A 24,202-nucleotide genomic window follows, 5' to 3' on the forward strand; every position below is an offset into this window, starting at 1 on the left:
CGCCCCGTCGGAGAGATAAACATTAGAGAAGGGAGATTTGCGGGTTAAGCAGTCTTAAGCAGCCATGATGAGGCTGGGCTAAGCAATGACTTTACTCTCAGCAGGAAGGCGTAACTAAGCGACGCCTAAAAAGATGGCAGCCGAGCTGGAAATCAATATCGCGACAGCGCCCATGCCCATAAGTTCAATATATGAAAGCTCATCAGCCGTCTTGAACCTGCGCGGTTTTGAGGTTTTTGCCAGAGGGATATGTAATAAATCTGTTATCATGTTGTCATAAAACTATCATAAATATGTCGCTTACGCAAACAGAATGTGAGTTTCCTTTGTAATAAAACTGTCTTATTCCTGTAATAAAAGCGTATCCGAGCAAATAGTTTCAACAATTTTGCAGAAAATCGGCAAAAAATGAAACTAACTCCCGCCCTGAAGATGAAATTTGCCTCTTTGCGCTTTTGAGGCCGCTATTTAGGCCCAACTCTGTTTTAGCGCATTTGAGGATATTTTCGATGATGAGGGGACTGGCTGCGGGAGCGCCGAGGGAAGGGGCCCCATTTATCCGGTCAGCTTTGTTTGAGACCTGTGCATTTTCTGTCCCTCGACAAGCGAACCTACTTTGCAACAAACTTAGCTTCCTGACGTAAGCTAACTGACGAAACTTAGCGCGATTCAATTAAGTGAGGCAAAGCATGGCTATCCAGACCCAAAATCCAGCGACAGGTAAAGTCATAAAGACTTTTGAGGCTTACAGCGACGCGCAGGTCGATCACGATATCGAAAACTCGCTCTCGGCGCATGAAATTTTGCGGGACTGGTCATTCGAGAGGCGGGCCGAAGCCATGCTTAAAGCCGCAGATATCCTGGAAGACGAGGCCGATCGGCTTGGCGAAATCATGACATTGGAGATGGGCAAGACTTTCAAGGGGGCGAAGGCCGAGGCCAAGAAATGCGCCTGGGTCTGCCGGCATTACGCCGAAACGGCGGAGGACTATCTGGCCGATGAAATGATAGAAAGCGGCGCGTCCAAATCTTACCGGAAATATCTGCCGCTTGGCCCTGTCCTGGCCGTAATGCCGTGGAATTATCCGTTCTGGCAAGTCATGCGTTTCGCCGCTCCGGCGCTTATGGCGGGTAATACAGGGCTCTTGAAACATGCGTCCAATGTGCCGCAATGCGCTCTGGCGATAGAAGATGTCTTCAATCGCGCCGGGTTTCCGGACGGGGCCTTTACAGCTCTCCTTATCGGCGGCTCAAAGGTAGAACGCATCCTGCGGGATGATCGGGTGAGGGCGGCGACCTTGACGGGGTCCGAGCCGGCGGGCGCGTCTGTCGCGTCTATCTGCGGAGAAGAAATCAAGCCGACCGTCTTGGAACTTGGCGGATCTGATCCTTTCATCATCATGCCGAGCGCGGATCTGGAAGAGGCTGTGAAGGTCGGCACGACGGCCCGTACCCAGAATAATGGACAGAGCTGCATCGCAGCGAAACGATTCTTTGTTCACGCGGATATCTATGACGATGTGAAGTCCCGTTTTGTCGAAGCGTTCGAAGCGCTGAAAATTGGCGACCCGATGAAAGACGAGACCGATATTGGGCCGCTGGTCAATAAAGACGGCCGCGATACAATCTCAAAGCAGGTTGACAATGCGCTGAAAGACGGAGCGAAGCGCGTCACCGGAGCCGAGCCGATGGACGGTGATGGATATTATTTCAAGCCGGGCATCATTGAAAATATTCCCGAAAGCTCTGACGCCTATCACGAAGAAATATTTGGTCCCGTCATGTTGCTGTTCAAGGTGGAAAGTTTGGACAAGGCGATAAAAATCGCCAATGCCTCGCCCTTTGGATTGGGCTCATCGGTTTGGACTACAGATAAGGCCGAGCAGGAAGAGGCGATTCGCCGTATCGAAGCCGGAGCGACGTTTATCAATTCCATGACCGCGTCCGATCCGCGTCTTCCTTTTGGCGGGATCAAACGCTCTGGCTATGGGCGGGAATTAGCCGCAGAAGGCATTCGCGCCTTCTGCAACGTTAAAACGGTCAGTATCGCCTAGTCTGATTTGGGTTTTTTATGCTGAAGGCCGGAGCGCTGCAGCGAACAGACGAGTTCGTCCTTTTGGTTATAGGCGCGGTGCTCAAACGTCACGATGCCCTGGGTCGGGCGAGATTTAGATTCGCGCAAGCCCATTATTTCCGTTTCGACATGTATGGTGTCTCCGGCAAAGAGGGGCTTTGGAAATTTAACATCGTCCATGCCCAAATTGGCAACCGCCGTTCCCATTGTCGTTTCATGCACGGAAATCCCAATAACAAGGCCGAGCGTGAACAGGCTATTGATGAGAGGTTTGCCGAACTCGGTTTGCTTTTCGCAATAATCCGCGTCGAGATGAAGCTGCGCCGGATTATGCGTCATGGAGGTGAAGAGGATATTGTCGGTCTCCGTCACCGTGCGGCGAATAGCGTGCTGAAAGACCTGACCGACTTCCAGCTCATCAAACCACTTGCCGGCCATTATTTTGTTTCCCCGAACAGTTCGCGGCCAATGAGCCAGCGGCGGATTTCGGATGTACCTGCGCCAATTTCCATCAGCTTGGCATCGCGTAAGAGCCGGCCCGTCGGATATTCATTAATATACCCGTTACCGCCTAGCATTTGAATGCCTTCCAGAGCGATTTGCGTCGCGCGTTCGGAGGCATAAAGCACACAACCTGCCGCATCTTTACGGGTGGTTTCTCCGCGGTCACAGGCGGCCGCCACAGCATAGGTATAAGCGCGGGCCGTAGAGAGCGAGACATACATATCTGCGAGCTTGCCCTGCATGAGCTGGAATTCCCCAATGGCTTTGCCGAATTGTTTACGCTCGTGGATATAAGGCAGGACCACATCCATCACGGCCTGCATAATACCGACACCGATACCGGACAGAACAACGCGTTCATAGTCCAGACCGCTCATCAGAATTTCCGCGCCTTGGCCGACTTTGCCGACAACGTTTTCTTCGGAGACGAAGCAGTCTTCAAAGACAAGTTCGCACGTATCAGAACCGCGCATGCCAAGCTTGTCGAGTTTCTGCGCTGTCGAGAAGCCTTCCATATCCGGGGTTATCAGAAAGGCGGTTATGCCTTTGGAGCCGCCATTCGGATCCGTTTTGGCATAGACTAGAAGCGCGTCCGCGGTTGGCGCGTTGGTGATCCACATTTTATTGCCGTTAAGCAGATAGCCGCCTTGTTGCTTTTCGGCCTTGAGCTTCATGGAAACCACGTCAGAACCTGCGCCCGGCTCGCTCATGGCGAGAGAGCCGAGATGTTCGCCGCTAATAAGTTTAGGCAGGAATTTGGCCTTTTGCTCTTCATTTGCCCAGCGGCGGATCTGGTTGATGCAGAGATTAGAATGCGCGCCATAGGACAGACCGACCGAGGCAGAGGCCCGGCTGATTTCCTCAACGGCAATGGTATGCTCCAGATAACCGAGACCGGTTCCGCCATCTTCTTCGCCGACGGTGATGCCGTGCAGGCCAAGCGCGCCCATTTTGGGCCAGAGATCCCGAGGGAATTTATTTGTTTCATCGATTTCGGCGGCTCGGGGAGCGATTTCCGCTTGCGCAAATTGATGCACGCTGTCGCGGATCATCTTGGCTTCGTCAGAGAGGCCGAATTGGAGTGTTGGATAATTGGTTGTCATAATAAAATCTCACGTCTTTAAAATTTCCTCCACCGCCGGGGCGGGGGAGGTGGGCCCGAAGGGCTCGGAGGGGGTAGGCGAAACGATTAAGGCCAAAGGTTTGTTGGGCAACGCAGACGCGTTGCACCCCCTCCGTCCTGTCGGACACCTCCCCCGCTTTCGCGGTGGAGGAACTCGTTGAAGGAAAACCTCACTCTTCGTCCTCAAGCGTCAGTAGAACTTCGCCGTCGCTGACCAAATCTCCGACACTGAATTTTACCTCGTCAACGGTTCCGTCCCGCGGCGCTTCGAGGGTCATTTCCATTTTCATCGCTTCCATCACGATAAGCGGATCGCCCGCAGAGACGGCGTCGCCGGATTTCGCGTTCACGGCGATAATTTTTCCGGGCATAGAGGCGGTGAGGGCGTTGCCGCCCACAGCATCCGCAGCGCCTGCCGCCATGTTCTCCAGCAGGTAACTCAGGCCGTCGACAAATACCACATCCCCTTTTGGCAGGGTAACACGTTTAATGTGGCTTTTAAGAGTTTGAGTTGTGGGCGTAATCCGTAAGGTCAGGTCTTCGCCGTTTAGAGACCGGGTAAAGGTTTCACGCGGGGGCTGATTGAGACGCCAGCCGTCAGTGACGCCAAAGTCGGCACTTGTGGCTTTCGGCGCCATCGCGAAAGACAGGCTTTCCATATCTTCCTGCAAGGTGTCGTCGTAAAACAGATTGCCAGCTTCATCCGCAATAAAGTTCGTGGAAAGCTGTCCGGCAATAAATCTTGGATGAGCCAAGCAATTTGCCAAGAAACGCGCATTCGTTTTGATCGGGAATACGCCCGTGCCGCGGCACATATCTTCCAGAGCTGAGATCGCATTGGTTCGCGTGTCGGCCGCTGCAATCATTTTGGCGATCATCGGATCATAGTGAAGGGACACTTCGCCGCCCTGTTCAATGCCTGTATCGACGCGGTTGCGCGTTGGCATATTCAAGATTGTAAGGTCGCCCACACTCGGCAGGAAATCATTGGCCGGGTCTTCGGCGTAGAGCCGCGCTTCGATCGCGTGGCCTTCCATTTTAATCTCGTTCTGCTTGGGCAGCTTTTCGCCCTGCGCAACGCGGATTTGCCATTCAACCAGATCAAGTCCCGTAATCATTTCTGTCACGGGGTGTTCCACCTGTAGGCGGGTGTTCATTTCCATGAACCAGAAGCCGTCTGTCTTGAGCGCGCCAGAGCCGTCCACGATAAACTCGACTGTGCCGGCTCCGACATAATTGACGGCTTTCGCGGCGTCGACCGCCGCCTTGGTCATGGCGCTTCGAACGTCCTCGGTCATGCCGGGGGCAGGGGCTTCTTCGATGACTTTCTGATGGCGGCGCTGGAGGGAGCAATCGCGCTCAAACATATGAATGACGTTCCCGTGAGTGTCGCCAAAAACCTGCACTTCTATGTGACGCGGGCTCAGAATATACTTCTCGATCAGGACTTCATCATTGCCGAAAGAGGATTTGGCTTCGCGCTGGCAGGAGGCGAGGGAAGCGTCAAAATCCTTCGAGGCATCCACTTTACGCATGCCCTTGCCGCCGCCGCCTGCGACAGCTTTGATAAGGACGGGATAGCCGATCTCGTCCGCTTTGGATTTCAGCACTTTCGGGTCCTGGTCTTCGCCGAGATAACCGGGGGTCGTTGGAACGCCCGCTTCGTCCATCAATTTCTTGGCGGCGTCTTTGAGGCCCATCGCTTCCATGCTCTCGGCTTTCGGACCGATAAATGTCAGATTGGCTTTCTCGCAGGCCCGGACAAAGGCCGGATTTTCGGAGAGGAAGCCATAGCCGGGATGGACGGCATCTGCCCCTGTTTCTTCAGCGGCGCTAATTATTTTGTCAATGACAAGATAGCTCTCATTCGCCGGAGACGGGCCAATATGAACGGCTTCGTCGGCTTGGCGAACATGCAGAGCTCTGCGGTCTGCGTCGGAATAGACGGCGACCGTGGCAAGGCCCATCTTGCGGGCGGTCTTGATCACCCGGCAGGCGATTTCGCCGCGATTGGCGATGAGAATTTTTTTGATTTGCTTCGACATAATTACATACGGAACACGCCGAAACGTGTCTCCTCTTGAGGGCCATTTGCCGCCATTGCGAGGCCGAGGCCGAGAACGCGGCGCGTATCTGTCGGCGCGATAATGCCGTCATCCCAGAGACGGGCCGACGCAAAATAGGGGTGACCTTCTCTTTCAAATCTTTCCCGAATGGGTTTCTTGAAGTCTTCTTTTTCTTCTTCGCTCCAGCCCTCGGAGCCGCGAGCGACGGTCGCCAGAACGCTGGCGGCCTGTTCGCCGCCCATGATGGAAATCCGCGCATTGGGCCACATAAACATGAGGCGGGGGCCGTAGGCGCGGCCGCACATACCGTAATTCCCGGCTCCGTATGACCCGCCGACCACGACGGTGAATTTCGGCACTTTGGCGCAGGCCACGGCATGGACCATTTTGGCGCCATGTTTGGCTATGCCGCCGGCTTCAGCCTTGGAACCGACCATAAAGCCCGTAATATTCTGAAGAAAAATGAGGGGGATATTGCGCTGGCAGCACAACTCTACAAAATGCGCGCCTTTGACAGCGCTCTCAGAGAAGAGAACGCCATTATTGCCGAGAATGCCGACCTGATAACCGTGAATTTTTGCAAAGCCGCAAACCAGCGTTTCGCCAAAATCTTTCTTGAATTCGTGAAAACGGGAACCATCAGTAATACGCGCGATAATCTCTCGGCAGTCATAAGGCTGTTTCGCATCCTTTGGAACAATACCGTTGAGTTCGCTCTCGTCATAAGCCGGAGGTTCTACGGCGTCAGGGAGGTAGCTTGGAGACGCTGCGCCGAGCGTTTTGATGCTCTCTCTTGCAATTTGGAGCGCGTGGGCATCATTTGCGGCGAGGTGATCGACTACACCAGAGGTTTTGGCGTGAAGCGCGCCGCCGCCAAGGTCCTCAGCTTCAATTTTTTCGCCCGTGGCCGCTTCGACAAGAGGGGGGCCTGCGAGGAAAATCGTGCCCTGATCGGCGACAATAATGCTCTCATCCGCCATGGCCGGAACATAGGCGCCGCCGGCTGTGCAACTGCCCATAACAACGGCGATTTGTGCTATGCCCTGGGCGCTCATATTGGCTTGGTTGTTGAAACAGGCGCCGAAATCATCTTTGCCGGGGAAAATTTCCGCCTGGTTAGGCAGGTTTCCGCCGCCGCTATCGACCAGGTAAATGCAGGGAAGGCAGTTCTCTTTCGCAATTTCCTGTGCGCGGGCCTGTTTGGCACAGGTCATCGGATAATAAGTTCCGCCTTTGACCGTCGCGTCATTGCAAATAATCATGACTTCGCGGCCGGCCACGCGTCCCACGCCGCAAATTAGTCCGGCGCTCGGCACTTGCCCTTCATACATATCATAGGCGGCCATTTGGGAGAGTTCGAGAAAGGGCGTTCCGGGGTCGAGAAGGCGTTCGACGCGTTCCCGCGGAAGGAGCTTGCCGCGATCCAGATGTTTTTTGCGGGCGCGTTCGGAACCGCCCTCGGCGATCTTGGCAACCTTTTCTCTAAGATCGGCGACGAGGCTTTCCATATGCTCGGAATTGGCGCGGAAGTCGGAACTGTCGGTGTTGATTTTAGACTGAATCATGGTGACCTGTAAATTTGTTTGACCCCGTGTATTAAAATTTGAACCTTGAGTCAAATTTATTGAAGTGATATAGCTTCATTTCATGAACGCCTCAGCCACCATAAAAGCTCCATTTGACCGGGATAAGCAATTTGCGGCCAAGAGACGGGCGGTGATACTTTCCGCGGCGAGCGCATTTCGCCGCCGTGGCTATCATAACACCTCCATGGTCGATATTGCCAAAACATTGGGGCTGACCAAAGCCGCGCTCTATTATTACGTCCGAAATAAGGAGGAAATTCTGTTTGAATCCCACCTTATGGCTTATGACTCGATGGATAAAATTCTCAAGCGTCCACAGTCCGGAGAAGATGGATTGGAAAATCTCGCCAATGTGTTTCGCGAGTTTGTAAGTTTGCTGACCCAATCCGGGGTTTCCCTGCTGACCGACGTGGATAGCCTGTCAGGCAAGAGCCGGGAACAAATTCTGGCGCGGCGCGGTAAGATTGAGAGACGCGTCATTAAACTTGTGAAAGCCGGTCAAAAAGATGGTTCGATACGTATCGGGGATGCCCGCTTGCAGGTCTTTTTCTTTATGGGAGCGCTGAACTGGCTCAACGCTTGGTATGATAGCGAAGGTCGGTTAAAGGGGGACGATATAGCCGATCATTTCGTGGAACAGCTTAGGTCCGGGATTATGGCCGAATAGGAGAGAATGATGAATAAGGTATTCAAGACACCAGAGGAGGCGATGGAAGGTCTCTGCAAGGACGGGATGACCGTGATGAGCGGGGGCTTTGGTCTTTGCGGTATTCCGGAAAATCTGATTGCGGCGCTTCGTGATAGCGGCGTGAAAGATCTGACGGTGATTTCCAATAATGCGGGCGTGGACGGATTTGGCCTTGGCCAGCTCTTGGAGACCAAGCAGATCAAGAAAATGGTCAGTTCCTATGTGGGCGAGAATAAAGAGTTTGAACGCCAATATCTCGGCGGTGAGCTGGAGCTGGAATTCAACCCCCAGGGCACACTGGCCGAACGGATTCGAGCGGGCGGCGCAGGCATTCCGGGCTTTTACACCAAAACGGGCGTCGGCACGATGATCGCCGAAGGGAAAGAGCATAAAGACTTTACCAATAGGGAAGGGGAGACCGAGACCTTCATCATGGAGACGGGGCTGAAAGCCGATGTGTCTATTGTCAAAGCCTGGAAAGGCGACGCGGAAGGTAATCTGATTTACAAGGCTACGGCGCGCAACTTCTCCCCTATGATGGCGACAGCCGGAAAAGTCACAGTTGCGGAAGTGGATGAAATCGTACCGGTTGGCTCATTAGACCCAAATTCTATTCATACGCCCGGCATTTTCGTTCAGCGCATTGTGCAAGCAGAATGTGAGAAACGGATTGAACAACGCACAGTGCGGGAGGTAGTGTAATGACCGAACAGAAAACAGGCTGGACACGCGACCAGATGGCGGCGCGGGCGGCGCAAGAGCTTGAAGATGGTTTCTACGTCAATCTCGGCATTGGCATTCCCACACTTGTGGCAAACCACATTCCGGACGGGGTGAACGTGACCCTTCAATCTGAAAATGGCATGCTCGGCATGGGGCCTTTCCCGACCGAGGACGAGGTAGATGCGGATCTGATCAATGCCGGAAAACAGACGATTACGACTCTGCCAAAGTCGAGCTTTTTCGACAGCGCGACGAGCTTTTCCATGATCCGTGGCGGTCATATTGATCTGTCCATTCTGGGCGCGATGGAAGTTGCCGAAAATGGCGATATTGCGAACTGGATGATCCCCGGAAAAATGGTCAAAGGTATGGGCGGCGCGATGGATCTCGTTGCAGGCGTCAAGAAATGTATCGCCTTGTTCGACCACACCAATAAACGCGGCGAAAGCAAATTTCTCAAAAGCTGCTCTCTGCCTCTGACCGGGCAGGACTGTATCGATATGGTCATTACGGATCTTGGCGTTTTCAATCGGGAAGGGGACCAGAAACGATTCCGTCTGAAAGAAATGGCCCCCGGCGTCACGGTGGACGAGATTAAGGCCAAAACCGAAGCGGATGTGGTCTACGAATAGATATGGCCTTTTATCGCTCCCAACTCTTTGTCCCCGGCAACCGCGAGGACAGGTTTGAAAAAGCCTGTCAGGCCGGAGCGGATTTGGTGTGTATCGATCTCGAAGACGCTGTGGGTCCGTCCGAAAAGGACACAGCGCGAGAGACTGTGCTGAACTGGCTGTCAAAGACCGAACATAAAAATGTGAGTCTACGGATAAATGGCCTGGATACAGAGGTTGGAGAGAAAGATATTTCCGCTCTTTCCGGCAGCGGCCTATCGCTTCCTTTTGTGATGATTCCCAAAGTCGCGTCAAAGGATCAGCTGGACGGCTTATCAAAAAGACTACCCGAAAATCTGGGGCCGTTTTTTGCGATTATCGAAAGCGCTTTGGGGCTAGTCAATGCGGAGGAGGTTTTCTCTCACCCGCGCGTTAAAGTGGGAATGTACGGCGCAATAGATTATGCCGGAGACGTCGATTGCGATCTGGCGTGGGAGACGCATCTTTTTGCAAGATGTAAGCTTGTCGCCGCCGCCGCCGCCTATGATGTGCAATTGTTCGATACGCCGCATATTCATGTGCGTGACCTCGCCGATTGCGAGGCGACAACGCAGCAGGCCAAAGCGCTCGGCATCCATGCCCGCAGCGCAATACACCCCGCTCAGATTGCGCGTATACACTCCGCGCTGACGCCGACATCTGATGAGATTTCCTATGCCAAGCGGGTTATCGCGGCCTATGAGGAGGCCAACGGCAATGTCGTGCTTTTGGACGGTAAATTTATTGAAGAACCCGTCGTCAAACGCGCTCGCCGGGTATTGTCTTATTCGTCCTAGTTTTATTCGCGCCCCAAATACCAGATAATAAGAAATCAGAAACCGAAAGGGTTTCATTCAAAAGTCTTTAGGCTATGAGAGCGGGGATGAAATTTGGTTCTCTCATATTCTCTCTTGGAAGTTTGGCGTTCTTCTCCGCCTGCAACCCGTCTACTCCTGTCAAAACTTATGTGGAAGCACCCTCTGTTTCAGGGGTGCCAACGGATCCTCCGAAACGCATTGTCAGTCTTGATTATTGCGCCGATCAATACGTTCTCAAGATGGTTGAGCCTGAGCGCATTCTAGCCGTGTCGCCCGATGCTGATAAGGCATTCTCCTATATGCGCGAGACCGCTGAAAAACTGAAGAAAAAGGGGTTGAAATCCGTGCGCTCCAGCGCCGAAGACGTTCTCATTCTCAAACCGGATTTGGTCGTACGCTCTTATGGCGGCGGGCCAAATGCAACGCGGTTTTTTGAAAAGGCAGGCATCCCTGTTTTAAATGTCGGCTGGGCCGGAGATATTGACGGGATCAAACGCGTGACCCGCGAAATGGCGGACGGGCTCGGCGTTCCGGAGACAGGCGAAGCCATTGTCATGGATATGGAAAGCAGATTGGCGGCGATCGAAGCCAAAGATGGCGCGGAAAGCGTCCTTTATATGACCCCGTCAGGGGTAACGAGCGGCCCCGGGTCTTTAGTCGACGAAATGCTGACGTCTGCGGGCCTCATTAATTTTCAAACTGAACCAGGGTGGCGCCCGCTTCCGTTAGAGCGGCTGGCCTATGAACAGCCTGAATTGGTGGCAGCCGCGTTTTTCGACACAAACGATTTCAAGAAGGACAAGTGGAGCGCTATGCGCCATCCCATCGCCAAAAAACAAATTGAAACCCTCCCGACAGTGTCCCTGAGCGGCGCCATCATGTCTTGCGGCGGATGGTTTACGCTCGACGGCATAGAGGCTCTGGCTTCGCACCGAGATACTGAGGGATTTAGGTGATGATTACGCGGTACCTCAATCCGGGATTGGTCGTGATGTCTGTCCTGATATTATTGGCGGCCTGCCTTTTGGGCACCACGCCGATGGATATGGGGCGGGTCTTTACGGCGTTGATCGGGCAGGGCGATCCCTCTGATACGCTGGTTATCTGGCAAATTCGTCTGCCCCGTGCTTTGGCGGCTTTTGTTGTTGGCGGTGCATTGGGGGCAAGCGGCGCCGCGCTGCAAGGTTTACTGCGAAACCCTCTCGCTGAACCGGGCGTACTCGGCGTTTCGGCGTCGGCGTCTTTATCCGCCACATTTGTAATTTATTACGGGCTTGTCGGGACGCAGGCTTGGCTGCTTCCGATTGCGGCGATTATCGGGGCCTTGATCGCGACAGCGATAATTGCTCTGGCCGCAATCCGGACGCAATCTGTCGTGACGCTCATTCTGGTCGGGGTCGGTTTATCGAGCTTTGCCGGAGCGGTGATGAGCCTACTGCTCAACCTCTCTCCGAATCCGTTTTCCTTATTCGATATGATCAATTGGACTTTGGGCTCTGTGGCCAATCGGAGCTTTGAAGATATCGCTCTGGCCGGGCCGTTCTTACTGGCAGGATTTATCATCTTGTATCTGACGCGCCGGGGTTTGTCTGCGCTGACATTGGGCGAAGAGGCGGCAAGCGGGCTTGGGGTTAATCTCAGAAACCAAAGAATTTTTGTCGTGTTGGGCGCAGGGCTCGCGACGGGCGCCGCTGTGTCTCTGGCCGGCGCTATAGGTTTTGTCGGTATTGTCGCGCCGCATATTGTCAGGCCCTTTGTCCGGCATGACCCGGCGCGGTCGCTCCTGCCATCGGCGCTCCTTGCGGGCGTGTTTCTTGTCTTGGCGGATATTGGTGTGCGACTCGTGCCTACTCAGTCGGAGCTGAAATTGGGTGTGGTCGCCGCCATTTTCGGCGCGCCGGCTTTCATCTGGATTGCGATGAAGCGGCAAGGGGGCGGGGCCAGAGAAGAATGAAGTTAGTTGCTGAAAATATCACCGTAAAAGCTCAGAATTCAGCTCTGGTCGAGAATGCCTCATTTTCATTGCTGCAAGGCCGTCTGACAGCGTTATTAGGCCCTAATGGGGCGGGCAAAACGACATTATTACGCGCGGCCATGGGGCTGTCCAAACCGGAGGCGGGGCAGGTCTTGATTGACGGGGAAGATGTTCAGAGCTTGTCACCGATGCGCCGTGCAAGACGTGTCGCCTACCTCCCGCAGCGACGACCTATGGCCTGGCCCAATACGGTTCGCGACGTCGTGGCTTTGGGACGTTACTCACATGGGGCCAGCCTGGGGCGTTTGAAATCTAAGGACGCGGAGGCCGTTGATTCGGCCATTGAGGCTTGCGATATTGTTTCTCTGGCTCACAGAAAGACGGACACATTATCCGGAGGCGAAATGGCGCGTGTACATTGCGCGCGGGCCTTCGCCGCTCAGGCCCCGCTTTTGATTGCAGATGAGCCGGTCGCCGCCCTAGATCCACTTCACCAGTTTCGGGTTATGGATCTCCTAAAAGATTACACCGAAAACGGTCGCGGCGTTTTGGTTGTCCTTCATGATATCAGTCTGGCAGCCAGATATGCGGATCATCTGATTTGGATGAAAGACGGAAGAATTCTTGCGGACGGATCGCCTGAGGACACTCTGACAGAAAACCGGCTTGCGGACGTCTATGGTGTCAAGAGCCGCGTAAAACGCAGCAAAGTTACAATCGAAGGCGCTTTGTAAAAGCCGGTTACGGTTTCGAAGCGCCTAAGTCGCTTCACCATTAAGATCCTGAAGTAATAGTCGTTTTCCAATGCCGCTCATCATCGCGGTCACAAACCGCATCTGCTCGAATAACATTTCTTCTTTCGAAAGGTAGCGATATTTGGAATGATCCAGCGGAGCAAAAAGAGATTTTTTCTTTGGAAAGTATTTTTTCCGGACCCATTCATTGCAGTCTTCATATGATCTGAGAAGCAAAAGACGTTCTTTTTCGGTAATCAAGGAAATGCGTTTCTTCCCAATATACTCATCGCCCGTGAGTTCACGCACCAAATGATAAAATTCATTGTCATGTGTTGTTTCGAATATGGCATGATTGCCGGATACCAAAGGAACAATCAGATCAGAAAAAGAGGGATTTACTTCGCCGATTGAGAAATCAAATTCGTCCTCTGATGGGTTTTTGAGAAAAAAATCGAAAGCATCATGCGCGATATTCTGATACTTCATCTCGCTGCGTTCAAAAACTCTCACATGAATATTTTCATACCCTACATATTCTGCCCAAGCGCGAATGAGGGCGTCCCATTGACCAATTTTGGTTTTGGCGCGTTCCAACCAATCATTTAGGTTGGTTTCCCGCTTGGAGGACCATTGCTGCCATGTGGACAGTAAGAGATCATCCTGACGACGGATATAAAGCAGAACTTCTGTGTCAAAGTCTGCAAAAACAGGGCCGAAAAAGTCAGTTTTCCCCATATTGGAAAGGCTTTCGGCCGAAAGGACGATTTCTTTGTGGCCCCGGCTGGCAAGCCTATCGAGTTTTTCTCTCAGTTGAGCGCCGGGAAAATCATCATGGAAAAAGCTTTCAAATGAAAATGAGTGTTCCCCTGTTACGACTCCTGTATCATTAAGACGCGTATCCGGAACAGTAAGGCCGTATTGTTGAAACTTATCCAGGTTTTGCCGAATGAACCTTTGAATGGCTGAACTGCCCGTCTTGTTTGCCCCGATATGCAGTTTAATTTTCATATTTAAAGTCGTTTAATTTAAGAAGTGGGTTGAAAAGTTCAGAACTTTTGTCTCTCTGGAACAATAGCTGTAAACTCAACTCACTACCATGGAGAAAATGTAATATCTGTGAAGCAGAACTTTCCTGAATGGATTCTAATGCAGTTGAAATTACAAAATAGGTTTTTCAAGACTAGTGTCAGCCTGTGAAACTCTATATGCCGTGATAAATTATTTGGCTGAATGTAGCTAATGAGATGGAATGAGATTGCCATCTTCTATAATCCACCCTGGCCAATAGGTATGGTTTTGTTGGAAAAGGAATAAAATGACGGGTCCTATTTTTATTGTCGGCAATGGACGCTCCGGGACGAGTGTTCTTTTAAACACAATACGCAAGACACTGGATATTCCAGGCCATGGGGAAGGACACTTTCACCCTCTTGCCTTTGAACTCATGACATCGGCGAACCGGTTTTTTAAAAAGAACGAACGCAAAGCCCAGAGTGAGAATCATTTGCTTCACTATGTGGAGCTTAAGAAAATTAAGAGAGAAATTAGAAATATCATCGCCGCCACTTACAAAGAACAATATGGCACCGAATACTTCATCGATAAAACTCCTGGGCCCCAAGGCGTGCAGAGTGTGCCCTTTGTTCAGGACGCTTTTCCAAATACCAAAGTCATCTTTGCGCACCGCAGGGGCATAGAGGTCGTACGCTCTGCCATGAAAAAATTCCCTCATGTGGAATTTGAGGGGCATTGCAAAATTTGGAAAAACAGTATGGCGAATTGGAGAACGGCCCGATCTCAGTTACATGTTCCCTACCTTGAAATTGACCAGCATGATATTGCGAATTCACCTTCTCTTGTTTCTAAGCGAATAGGGGACTTGCTCGAGCTGGATGAGGAACAAGTCAAAACGCTTGAAACATATTTTACAAATGACCGCCCTCAATCCAGCGGCGACTTAAATACCGGGATGGTAAGCCTCGAAACATCGGGATGGGACGAAGAACAAATTAGAATATTCCGGAGAAATTGCGGGGCCATTATGACCGAGTTTGGCTATTCCGAAGGAAGTGATTACAGGGTTTCTTCTGAATAGAGCGCTAAAAAACTGGCTCTCAAGCTGTCCATCAGATCAGGCCTAAGCTGGAAGGTTTCAACTTAGGCAATCTTTTCAAGTTTCTCGATGAAATCCTCGACCGGGTTTTCCGGCAAAAAGTCGAGTATCTGTTGTCTCGCCAATTGTCCGATTTCTTCCCAGTCAGCCCTCTGCTCCATAGCGCGTTTCAAGGCGTCCTCTACTGCTTCCGGGTCAGGATCTGAGGCAATAAAACCGGACTTATTATTTGATACGACTTCAGCGTGACCGCCAATATCCGTCAGGATAGGGACCCGGCCTGATAACATGGCGCTGACAAGCATGATGGGCAGTCCTTCCATACGCGAAGGCATGAGCAAAGCGTGGTTGGATTTCCAGATGTCGGAGATATCTGCCACACGGCCATGGAGCCTGAAACTTTCAATCCCTTTTTGCTTGGCGAGATCGCGCAAATTCTGTTCATCCGGACCGGAGCCGTAAAAATTGAAGGTAATGTTTTTGGATTTCCATTCTTCCTTGCCCAGAAATTCGGTCAGAATATCCTGCCCCTTATGGATGAATAAGAGTTTCGAGGGGATAGCGATCTGAGTGTTGTCGTCCGATGGCCAGTCCGGGACCACAGAGCGGTCTATGTGGTAAGGATTAAAGTGCAGACTGCTATTCTTTAATTTGGACCCGAGGCGATCCTGCATCACCCTTTGATTATTCCAACAGGTAAAGAAGGTCTGCTTTGCTTCGCTATACCCTTTTTTGACGGCTTTGGTTTTTTCCTTGCGAATAGCCCAGAATCTAGCCTCTTTTGTCAGTTGATTGACGATGGCATAAGGGATGCCAGCTTCTTTCAAATCCGGATAAAATTCGAGGCCTTCATCTTGGTCGCCCAAAGAAACTATGACCAAATCAGGTTTGTATTTTATCAGATCGGCAAAACCGTCTTCTGATTTGAAAAGAAGTTTAATGCCGGCCCGCTCCATCTCGTCAAAAAATTCGGGTCGCGGCTCCCATTTCTTGATGACGGCGAAAACGTCATGCCCTTTTTCGCGAAGAGCCATTGCGGTTTCTCGCCATAGCATTTCGCTCCCACCGTAATGCGAACCGTTATTCGTCGTGATGAATCCAAACCTCTTTCGTCCGGCGGCTTGCTCCCTCGATTTATCCAAAAGAGGCAATATGACAGGAACTTCGGTGTTCTTTTCAACTTTTTCGATCCGGTAATCCCGGTTCAAAAACCAGTCCATGCGATCCATATCCTCTTGACGGATTGGGAAGTGGGCGCAGAGATATTCCCGAATATTTGCAAGCTCTTCCAAATAGTCCAGAGATTTGCCGCGAATACGCGTGACGCTTTTTTCATGACGCCTGAAATGATTGAGAGACTCTGCGCAATAGGCAATATTGCCGCTACGAAGAAGATGGGAGTAAAGTTTCCAGTCGCCTGTATATTGAAGACCCGATAAGACAGATTTTGCATCATCCAGGCAGGATCTTCTCAACAGGGCCGCACTCGCATTTGGAATCGTGTTCCGGAAACATAAAGCATCTACGACTTCCCGAACGCCAAGTTCTGTATAGCTTTCGCTCCAACGAGTTGTGGATACATCTCTGGAATGGGCGCGATTATCTTCGGCTGTCACGTCGCCGTGTCCGTCTATCCGCTGCGACTCGGCATAAACAATATTTGTCTCATTATCTGCCAAAGACAGTAGCTTTTCTATGAAGTCAGGTTCGCACCTATCATCTGCTTCTGCAATCCACACCCAATCTTCTGTGGCGGCTTCGAAACCTTTGATCCACTGATTGTAAACGCCTGAGTTTTCTTCGCTGGCGATTATTTGGTAAGGTATATCCTGTTTTGAGAGCAATTCTTCTGCAACGCTCACGCTGTCATCCGATGAAGCATCATCGAGGAATATAATCTGGGCCGGGCTTACTGTCTGATAAAAAATCGACCCTAGCCGCTCTTCGAGATATTCGGCGTAATTATAATTCGGGACGATAACGCTGACAGAAGCTGTTTTGCTTTTAAAGTCGGTTGGCGCATTGCGTTTTTTGTAAGTTTGCAGGTTTAATGTCTTGTCAAATTCCGACGGTTTATGTTTCTGAGATGTAGGTTTGGGCCTGTCTTTAAAGACGGCATCAAACATGGAGTTGATCTTCTCTCCAAGAACTTCATAGGAAAACAAATCTTTTGCGCGCTGGCGGGATGCTTGCCCGAGCGCGTCGGTAAACTCTCTAGATTGGATCATTTTCTCTATGTAATCCAAGGCCATTTCAGGTTTGCGATAGGGAATTACAAAGCCGGTTTTCTCGTGATCCACGACCTCGGGTAAGGCGCCGTGATCATAAACAATTGACGGCAGACCCGCCGCGCCGCCTTCGGCAATGGTGCGGCCAAAAGATTCAGCGAAGTGAGAGAAATTCAAGACAGCGTCGATCGTACTTATGGCGTCGACAACATTACTAATATAGCCCCGGAATACCACATTGGTGAGGCCTTTACGTTTGACAACTTTACGAAGGCGTTCAGTTTCTTCTGTTTCGGGACCAATCAAATGAAACTCGACATTCAATCCCTTTTCGGCCGAGAGTTTCGCAAGTTCGACAACATCCGCAATTCCTTTTTTAGGAAGATTACTGCTCAACATGCCAAAGCGGAACGTCGCATCATTTCGCTTATTCTCAATTTGATCAAAATCTTCAATTTTTATGGCGTTATAAATGAGGAAACTATTGTCAGGATTGCCAAAAATCTCGAGTGTTGCATTTGAGTTTCCAACAACGAAATCACTCCGGGCCACAACGTCCTTGATGATTTCTTCTGCGGGTTTTCCGATAGCTTCAATCAGATCCGGGTCATGCGTAATGGCTTCTCTGATATGGCAAATGCCCGGAAGGTTGAAACGGCGAGCCGCTTCCAGAGGTTCGCGAAGCATAATCGTATTGACATAGACAGCGTCGACTTGATGCGTTTTAATAAGGTTGCCATATTGCGATATAAGTGACTCCGCCATGCCTTTGCGGCTCTCCCACCAGATTTTTTTTGTAAAATGGACGGCGTCGACTTGTTTCGAAAGCTGCCTTACATATTCTGTATCCGGATTGGGCAATGCTACAATGACGCTGTATTTCGATCTGTCGATTGATGTGACAACGTCCAGAAAGCTTCTTTCACTCCCAAACAAATGACCTGTCGCAGAATGCGCTACGGCCAAGATGACGGGCCTGTCGGAATCTGAGAATGCGGCGGCCTCAGCATTGGTTGGTATATTTAAGTTCTGGCCCGTTTCGAGGAAATGGCCAAGCGGGCTAATTGTTTTATCGGATTCGAGATATTCCTTTTGGTACCAATTTGGGTCAAAGCTTGGATGTGGCTGAAAACCCAAACTCTCGCCAATCTGCATATAATGAATAAGAGGGCATATGCCGTCCTGTTTTGCTGAGAGATTATTTTCCAAATACCAGTTAGAATAAAACCAGGCAGATGGATTTCGGCCTTCTCGCCACCCTGACTTGAAATAATGAATATGAGGCAGAACATGGCTCGTCTCGACATCCGGATAGAGGTGATTATAGTAATGAGTATCAAAGACCGGGCAGGGGGATCGGCCTTCCTCGGACCCATATTCGAGAAAATGCAAATAGGCCTTATGTCCTAAATCCGATAGGTCGCTATAACGTTTTTTATACCAGACAGCATCAAATAAAGGATGAGGAGATAAATCCAGAGACGCGCCGACTTCCAAATAATGCTCAACTAAATCAGTATCCGCGGCGAGGTTTAGCCCTTTACACTGTAACTGATAATGTGACTCTACAAAGCCTTCCACGAGGAGAGCTCTTAGCGTTTCATTTATGGGCAATCTGGTTTTGCTCTGGGGCTCACCAAGAACAGCATTTTCATTTGAAGGAGAAGCCGACTTAGGTGCAACAAAAGCAGTTTTCGTATTCAGCGGTTGAGATTGAGATAAACGCGAAATTTTCTCAGCTTGTTCATTTATTTTTTTAGAGTTTTCGCGCGCCAGCAATCTTTTTGTTTCGCTCAAATCCGCGTTTACATTGGAAAACCGCTCAACTTCTTTTTTAAGATAAAGATTTTCAGTCTGAATGATTTCTAACTGCCTGACGCCGCGTTTCGTCGAAATAATCTCTTCTTGAAGGTCGCGAATTTGGCTGTCGTAACGCTCAATGCTTTCGTGATGTTCTTTTTCAAGATTGGTTGTATAGTTCTTGTACTGAGTAATATTGCCCTGATGCTCTTTTTCAAGTTCAGCTATATTATCTTGATGCTCCTTTCTCAGGTGAAGAATGTCCTCTTCATACTCCTTCGCTTTGGACTGATAGCTCTCTTCCTTTTTTTCACCTGTTTCGATAGTTTCCTGAAGACGTTCCCCAAGCTTTTCTCGCTCCTTATTCGTTTCGACGATCTGCTTTTGAAGGTAATCGATTTTGTGTTTGAAAGATTTAGCAAGCTCTTCGCCTTTTTCGAGAGACTCATTTAATTGAGCGATATCTTCCTCAGCGCGGGCACGCAGCTCAGTGGTCTCCTCCTTGGTTGAGGTAAGGTCTTTACTCAGTCCGCGGGCAAATTGCTCCGTTTTGGAGAGGAGGGGGTAGAAGACGCGTCCGGCAAAATTGAACTGCCTTCGAAGCTTGTTTAGTCGCCGCTTGGCTTTGTCGCTTAAGGGTTTGTCTTTAGTCGCAGAGAGCAGGAGTTCGTAAACCTCTAAACTCAGCGCAAGCATTTCATGATCAGAACCAGTGTCGTCATCTTTAGACTCGTGGTGCTTCAAGTCTTTACTGAGATATTTATTGACTTTAGTTTGTGCCGCCTTTGTGAGCTTGAAAGGTTTAATTTCTAGCTGTTCATTAATCCGCGCGACTTCTGCTTTCCAGTCGCCAAGTAAGTTTTCATAGTGAACGAAGCATCTGTTATGGCTTCGCGTTTGAAACTCCCCATCCAGATTATAGCGTAGCCAAAGCCCAAGTCCGCGCTCCATATTCATCTTGTCTCTGTGATTGAGCGATTTGGCGACTTCCAACGGGTGGCGAAGACAAAAGATATAATTAGGCGCAAAAATGTTATCCTGCTGAAGCGAGGTATTCCAAAAATCTGCGATACGGCAAATGCGAGGATCTTTTACAGCGGCTATTTTATCGCCGGGGAATTCTTCTTTAACGACATTTAAAATCCTTTCGTCAAAATGCTTGGATTTTAACTGTCGGAGGCTCTCTTTTTTGAGGTCTGACAAGTCCGTCCAGCCGGAGTCCACGGAGTTCAAAATCTCCTCATTTAGCTGCATGACAGCGCGGGACTCATTATAACCCCGGCTATTATATTCATTCGCCTCGACCGGGCTCTTAGGATCAGACGCGCCGAGCCGGTTCATCACGCCTGTTAAAGCAGACGTACCACTTCTGTGCATGCCCGTAATCAGGAGGATGGGCTTGGCTTGGGTTTTATCGCTTTGAGGCGAAGCGGCCGATTTCTTTTTAGATTTACTCTTTTTCACACTCATCGTCCGATAAAATATAATTTGATTGCCAATATTAAGAACAAGCGTCGCGACCTGCCGAGGACAGTCTGATAAGCTAGAACCATGAGGCATAAACCACAAGCATCATCTTATTTCAATTGTAATGAATTTGCGGTTTGAAAAGAGAGGGTAATTAAACAAGCAAACTTTAAAATGATTGAATTGTTCAATATAAAAAGGCACAAAACCTATGCTGCATAGTCGCGTAGGAGGAATATCAACTATAGTATTGCTGATTCTTGCTGGATACAATCTGGGGGCGAAATTCATTTCACCCCTTCCAATTACTCAACTGAACTCATTACATAAGTTAAAGATAGGTAAAAATTGTAGGTTTTATGGGAGAAAATAGGTTTAAATCGCCCAAACTTCCCCTTGACGGGCGAGTAACTCCCAAATAATACACAGTAATGCAGAGGGCGGTTAATACCGGGCTTTCCGAGTTGATGACGTCGTTCACATGCTTACATCGTGAATTTCTGCCTGTGCGGATTTCGCAAAACTTTGAACTGATTTACAAATGAGGAAATCATGATTTTACGTAAACTTTTAGTGGCAACATCGATTGTTGCAATTTCAGCTGGGGCAGCTAACGCCCTTGAAGTTACAGCTGGTGGCATGACAGTCACGCCTGCTCTTGAGCTTCAACTTCCCGGAACACCTGCTTTTGCTGGCTCCACAAGTGCCTCTCTTTTAACCGAGACAGGTAACTTCCCTTCAGGCAACAACATTTCTATTGTTGTTACGTTGCCAGACAATGTTGTTTTTGATTCAAGCGTTAACGGTGGGTCTGTTACGGCTTATGACAATGATGGCGCTACACGTACAGAGGTTACGTCTGGTGTTTCAGCAGTTGTTCAAAGTGACGGTGCGGCGGGCGACAATTCAGTTACCTATCTTGTCTCAATCAACAGCGGTGTTTCCGTTGACGAGCTAGAGTTTGATTTTGATTATGCACTCACTGCCTGCGTCCCAGACGGTTCTGAGTTGGTTATCACAGCCAATATCGATGGTTCAGGAACGCCAATTGAAGAAGGTACAGCGTCGGCTGACAGCATCGTAGCGCCTTGTGAGTCTGCTATTGACGGTGTTGTTCTTTCTGACGAGATGACTCAAGATACATTTGTCACACTTGCGAGCAACTTTCAGGAGTTTAACGGTGGTAGCCCAGCGCCACTTGGTTCAGTCGAGTACACAATCGACCCAACTGTTGATGTAGATGCAGCTGGTAACCCTCTTATGGAAAGCTCAATCGACGAAATCACATTTGATGTCGTTTTCGGTGATGGAACAGGTATCGACAGCGTAACTGTTGGCGGCGTAGCTCCTGATACATTCATGGGCGGCGTAGCTTCCTTTACATTCGCAGGTGCTGATCTGACAGCACTTCTGAGTGGTCCTCAAAACGTTGAGGCCACAGCGGACGGTGCAATTGCTATCGAGACACAAACTGTTTCTGTTGAAAATGCTATCGTTAACTTCAACGATACAGGTCCAGACCTTGTTGCAACTGAGCCAGGCGCCACAGGCTCTCTTGATACTATCCAGCGCGAAGGCCAAACATTTGGTGTCTTTGACTGGAACAGCGGGTCTCCAAGCGGAACAATCTCTGTTTACCGCGTCACAGGTCTGACAGGTCCAACTGACTACACAGTCACTTTGACAAATGCTGGCTCTGCCAACGGTGTTTACAGCGGTGTTGCAACGCCAAATTCAAATGGTGAGTTTGTTATCAACTCTCTGAACTATGGTATCCCATCCATTCCAGCCTATATTCGCGCGGATGCAGAATTCGTCTTCGAATTTGCGGGCGACGTTGATGTGGACCGTCTGATGGCCCGTAACGGTGTTATCTCTGCCTTTGGTGACGGATCCAATGACGATTCAGTCTTGGGCGCCGCTCCATCAAGCGATGATGACAACGGACCTACATAATTAGGTTAACTTCTGGATCTCGAACGAGGTTAGAATTTGTAAGTTAAGAAAAGCGGCCTTGGGCCGCTTTTTTTTTCTCTATTTCAAATATTTTTCTTCCATTAAATTTCGCTTTGGCATAGAAAGTGATCGGGGCGATCAGTATAAAACCTTTCCGAGTTGATGACGTCGTTCACAAGCCTAAATCGCGGGATTCTGCCTGTGCGAATTTCGCAAAACTTGAACTGATTTACAAAATGAGGAAATCATGATCTTACGTAAGCTTTTAGTGGCAACATCGATTGTTGCAATTTCAGCTGGGGCGGCTAACGCCCTTGAAGTTACAGCTGGTGGCATGGCGGTGACGCCGGCTCTCGAGCTTCAGCTTCCCGGAACCCCTGCTTTTGCTGGCTCCACAAGTGCCTCTCTTTTGACTGAGACAGGTAACTTCCCTTCAGGCAACAATATTTCTGTTGTTGTGACATTGCCAGACAATGTTGTCTTTGACTCAAGCGTAAGTGGTGGGTCGGTCACGGCTTATGACAATGATGGCGCTACACGTACAGAGGTTACCTCCGGTGTTTCAGCGGTTGTTCAGTCCGGTGGTGCCGCTGGTGACAACTCAGTTAGTTACCTTGTCTCAATCAACAGCGGTGTTTCCGTCGACGAGCTAGAGTTTGATTTTGATTACGCGCTCAATGCCTGCGTCCCAGACGGGTCTGAGTTAGTTATCACAGCAAATATTGATGGTTCAGGAACGCCAATTGAGAACGGCTCAGCGTCTGCTGATAGCGTCATTGCGCCATGTGAATCAGCCATTGACGGTGTTGTTCTTTCTGACGAAGCCACAGATGATACTTTCGTTACTCTTGCAAGCAACTTCCAGGAGTTTAACGGTGGTAGTCCGGCTACCCTCGGTTCAGTCGAGTACACAATCGACACGTCTGTTGATGTTAATGCAGCCGGCGATCCTCTTATGGAAAGCTCAATCGACGAAATCACATTTGATGTTGTTTTCGGTGATGGAACAGGTATCGACAGCGTAACTGTTGGCGGCGTAGCTCCTGACACATTCATGGGCGGCGTAGCTTCCTTTACATTCGCAGGTGCTGATCTGACAGCGCTTCTGAGCGGTCCTCAGGATGTTGAAGCCACAGCGGATGGTGCAATTGCTATCGAGACGCAAACTGTTACTGTTGAAAATGCTATCGTTAACTTCAACGATACAGGTCCAGACCTTATTGCAACGGAACCAGGCGCCACAGGTTCTCTTGATACTATCGAGCGTGAAGGCCAGACATTTGGTGTCTTTGACTGGAACAGCGGGTCTCCAAGCGGAACGATCTCTGTTTACCGCGTCACAGGTCTGACAGGTCCAACTGACTACACAGTCACTTTGACAAATGCCGGTTCTGCTAACGGTGTTTACAGCGGTGTTGCAACGCCAAATTCAAATGGTGAGTTCGTTATCAACTCTCTGAACTACGGTATTCCATCCATTCCAGCCTATATTCGCGCGGATGCAGAATTCGTCTTCGAATTTGCCGGCGACGTTGATGTGGATCGCTTGATGGCCCGGAACGGTGTTGTTTCAGCTTTCGGTGATGGATCAAATGAGGATAGCGTTCTTGGAAACTCTCCATCCCGTGACGACGACAACAGCTTTTTGATCTTCCCTCCATCCGGGCCGCTCTAAAAAGTTGGCTCGTCCCAAT

Annotated in this window: 17 protein-coding genes; 11 read left to right on the forward strand and 6 right to left on the reverse strand. The window is 50.1% G+C overall.

The features are described from left to right. Positions 1-689: 689 nt before the first annotated feature. On the forward strand, positions 690-2,054 hold the full coding sequence (locus ACN0IC_RS03305; RefSeq protein WP_416877341.1) for an NAD-dependent succinate-semialdehyde dehydrogenase: 1,365 nt from the start codon (positions 690-692) through the stop codon (positions 2,052-2,054). Here the strand turns inward: ACN0IC_RS03305 and ACN0IC_RS03310 are convergent. The 4 genes from ACN0IC_RS03310 to ACN0IC_RS03325 form a co-directional block, all read right to left on the reverse strand. Beyond that, complete coding sequence (locus ACN0IC_RS03310) at positions 2,051-2,512, reverse strand: MaoC family dehydratase (protein WP_416877342.1); 462 nt, start codon at positions 2,510-2,512, stop codon at positions 2,051-2,053. The genes ACN0IC_RS03305 and ACN0IC_RS03310 overlap by 4 nt on opposite strands. Continuing rightward, entirely contained in the window at positions 2,512-3,681 is a 1,170-nt protein-coding gene (locus ACN0IC_RS03315; protein ID WP_415811790.1) for an isovaleryl-CoA dehydrogenase, read from the reverse strand. The genes ACN0IC_RS03310 and ACN0IC_RS03315 overlap by 1 nt, the downstream gene beginning before the upstream one ends. Positions 3,682-3,871: 190 nt before the next feature. Beyond that, positions 3,872-5,746, reverse strand: a complete 1,875-nt coding sequence (locus tag ACN0IC_RS03320; RefSeq protein ID WP_416877343.1) for an acetyl/propionyl/methylcrotonyl-CoA carboxylase subunit alpha — start codon at positions 5,744-5,746, stop codon at positions 3,872-3,874. A gap of 2 nt (positions 5,747-5,748) precedes the next feature. Further along, positions 5,749-7,332 carry a carboxyl transferase domain-containing protein gene (locus tag ACN0IC_RS03325; protein ID WP_416877344.1) on the reverse strand — a complete coding sequence of 528 codons (1,584 nt, stop codon included), beginning with the start codon at positions 7,330-7,332 and terminating at the stop codon, positions 5,749-5,751. Between the two features lie 82 nt (positions 7,333-7,414). Here ACN0IC_RS03325 and ACN0IC_RS03330 point away from each other — a divergent pair, with 82 nt between their 5' ends. The 7 genes from ACN0IC_RS03330 to ACN0IC_RS03360 all read left to right on the forward strand — a co-directional run bounded on the left by ACN0IC_RS03330 (position 7,415) and on the right by ACN0IC_RS03360 (position 12,941). Continuing rightward, positions 7,415-8,020: a TetR/AcrR family transcriptional regulator gene (locus ACN0IC_RS03330; RefSeq protein ID WP_416877345.1), complete on the forward strand. Its 606-nt coding sequence runs from the start codon at positions 7,415-7,417 to the stop codon at positions 8,018-8,020. Between the two features lie 9 nt (positions 8,021-8,029). Continuing rightward, positions 8,030-8,743: a CoA transferase subunit A gene (locus tag ACN0IC_RS03335; RefSeq protein ID WP_416877622.1), complete on the forward strand. Its 714-nt coding sequence runs from the start codon at positions 8,030-8,032 to the stop codon at positions 8,741-8,743. Continuing rightward, on the forward strand, positions 8,743-9,396 hold the full coding sequence (locus ACN0IC_RS03340; protein ID WP_416877346.1) for a CoA transferase subunit B: 654 nt from the start codon (positions 8,743-8,745) through the stop codon (positions 9,394-9,396). The genes ACN0IC_RS03335 and ACN0IC_RS03340 overlap by 1 nt, the downstream gene beginning before the upstream one ends. A gap of 2 nt (positions 9,397-9,398) precedes the next feature. After that, positions 9,399-10,211 (forward strand): HpcH/HpaI aldolase/citrate lyase family protein, encoded by an 813-nt coding sequence (locus ACN0IC_RS03345; protein WP_416877347.1) that lies wholly within the window; start codon positions 9,399-9,401, stop codon positions 10,209-10,211. Between the two features lie 86 nt (positions 10,212-10,297). Then, a complete protein-coding gene (locus ACN0IC_RS03350) occupies positions 10,298-11,188 on the forward strand; it encodes an ABC transporter substrate-binding protein (RefSeq protein ID WP_416877348.1) in 891 nt (296 codons plus the stop codon). Then, on the forward strand, positions 11,188-12,186 hold the full coding sequence (locus tag ACN0IC_RS03355; protein WP_416877349.1) for a FecCD family ABC transporter permease: 999 nt from the start codon (positions 11,188-11,190) through the stop codon (positions 12,184-12,186). The genes ACN0IC_RS03350 and ACN0IC_RS03355 overlap by 1 nt, the downstream gene beginning before the upstream one ends. Further along, positions 12,183-12,941 carry an ABC transporter ATP-binding protein gene (locus tag ACN0IC_RS03360; protein WP_416877350.1) on the forward strand — a complete coding sequence of 253 codons (759 nt, stop codon included), beginning with the start codon at positions 12,183-12,185 and terminating at the stop codon, positions 12,939-12,941. The genes ACN0IC_RS03355 and ACN0IC_RS03360 overlap by 4 nt, the downstream gene beginning before the upstream one ends. A 24-nt stretch (positions 12,942-12,965) precedes the next feature. On the opposite strand, the gene ACN0IC_RS03365 is transcribed toward ACN0IC_RS03360, so the two are convergent. Then, the gene (locus ACN0IC_RS03365) at positions 12,966-13,952 is read right to left on the reverse strand and encodes a hypothetical protein (RefSeq protein ID WP_416877351.1); all 987 of its coding nucleotides are present in this window, start codon (positions 13,950-13,952) and stop codon (positions 12,966-12,968) included. A 307-nt stretch (positions 13,953-14,259) separates the two neighbouring features. Here ACN0IC_RS03365 and ACN0IC_RS03370 point away from each other — a divergent pair, with 307 nt between their 5' ends. After that, positions 14,260-15,039, forward strand: a complete 780-nt coding sequence (locus ACN0IC_RS03370; RefSeq protein WP_416877352.1) for a sulfotransferase — start codon at positions 14,260-14,262, stop codon at positions 15,037-15,039. A 62-nt stretch (positions 15,040-15,101) separates the two neighbouring features. Here ACN0IC_RS03370 and ACN0IC_RS03375 read toward each other — a convergent pair whose 3' ends face one another. Next, the gene (locus ACN0IC_RS03375; protein ID WP_416877353.1) at positions 15,102-20,549 is read right to left on the reverse strand and encodes a glycosyltransferase; all 5,448 of its coding nucleotides are present in this window, start codon (positions 20,547-20,549) and stop codon (positions 15,102-15,104) included. Positions 20,550-21,191: 642 nt separating this feature from the next. On the opposite strand from ACN0IC_RS03375, the gene ACN0IC_RS03380 reads away from it, so the two are divergent. Beyond that, positions 21,192-22,508 (forward strand): hypothetical protein, encoded by a 1,317-nt coding sequence (locus ACN0IC_RS03380; RefSeq protein ID WP_416877354.1) that lies wholly within the window; start codon positions 21,192-21,194, stop codon positions 22,506-22,508. 247 nt (positions 22,509-22,755) lie between these two features. After that, complete coding sequence (locus tag ACN0IC_RS03385; RefSeq protein ID WP_416877355.1) at positions 22,756-24,183, forward strand: hypothetical protein; 1,428 nt, start codon at positions 22,756-22,758, stop codon at positions 24,181-24,183. Positions 24,184-24,202: the final 19 nt, after the last annotated feature.

The organism is Litorimonas sp. (assembly GCA_029936425.1).
Lineage (GTDB): Bacteria > Pseudomonadota > Alphaproteobacteria > Caulobacterales > Maricaulaceae > Litorimonas.

Coding starts and splice junctions, on each gene's coding strand:
- ACN0IC_RS03335 (WP_416877622.1), top strand. CDS start 8,030: ATGAATAAGGTATTCAAGACACCAGAGGAGGCGATGGAAGGTCTCTGC.
- ACN0IC_RS03305 (WP_416877341.1), top strand. CDS start 690: ATGGCTATCCAGACCCAAAATCCAGCGACAGGTAAAGTCATAAAGACT.
- ACN0IC_RS03370 (WP_416877352.1), top strand. CDS start 14,260: ATGACGGGTCCTATTTTTATTGTCGGCAATGGACGCTCCGGGACGAGT.
- ACN0IC_RS03365 (WP_416877351.1), bottom strand. CDS start 13,952: ATGAAAATTAAACTGCATATCGGGGCAAACAAGACGGGCAGTTCAGCC.
- ACN0IC_RS03325 (WP_416877344.1), bottom strand. CDS start 7,332: ATGATTCAGTCTAAAATCAACACCGACAGTTCCGACTTCCGCGCCAAT.
- ACN0IC_RS03380 (WP_416877354.1), top strand. CDS start 21,192: ATGACAGTCACGCCTGCTCTTGAGCTTCAACTTCCCGGAACACCTGCT.
- ACN0IC_RS03360 (WP_416877350.1), top strand. CDS start 12,183: ATGAAGTTAGTTGCTGAAAATATCACCGTAAAAGCTCAGAATTCAGCT.
- ACN0IC_RS03340 (WP_416877346.1), top strand. CDS start 8,743: ATGACCGAACAGAAAACAGGCTGGACACGCGACCAGATGGCGGCGCGG.
- ACN0IC_RS03350 (WP_416877348.1), top strand. CDS start 10,298: ATGAAATTTGGTTCTCTCATATTCTCTCTTGGAAGTTTGGCGTTCTTC.
- ACN0IC_RS03310 (WP_416877342.1), bottom strand. CDS start 2,512: ATGGCCGGCAAGTGGTTTGATGAGCTGGAAGTCGGTCAGGTCTTTCAG.
- ACN0IC_RS03315 (WP_415811790.1), bottom strand. CDS start 3,681: ATGACAACCAATTATCCAACACTCCAATTCGGCCTCTCTGACGAAGCC.
- ACN0IC_RS03320 (WP_416877343.1), bottom strand. CDS start 5,746: ATGTCGAAGCAAATCAAAAAAATTCTCATCGCCAATCGCGGCGAAATC.
- ACN0IC_RS03385 (WP_416877355.1), top strand. CDS start 22,756: ATGATCTTACGTAAGCTTTTAGTGGCAACATCGATTGTTGCAATTTCA.
- ACN0IC_RS03345 (WP_416877347.1), top strand. CDS start 9,399: ATGGCCTTTTATCGCTCCCAACTCTTTGTCCCCGGCAACCGCGAGGAC.
- ACN0IC_RS03355 (WP_416877349.1), top strand. CDS start 11,188: ATGATTACGCGGTACCTCAATCCGGGATTGGTCGTGATGTCTGTCCTG.
- ACN0IC_RS03330 (WP_416877345.1), top strand. CDS start 7,415: ATGAACGCCTCAGCCACCATAAAAGCTCCATTTGACCGGGATAAGCAA.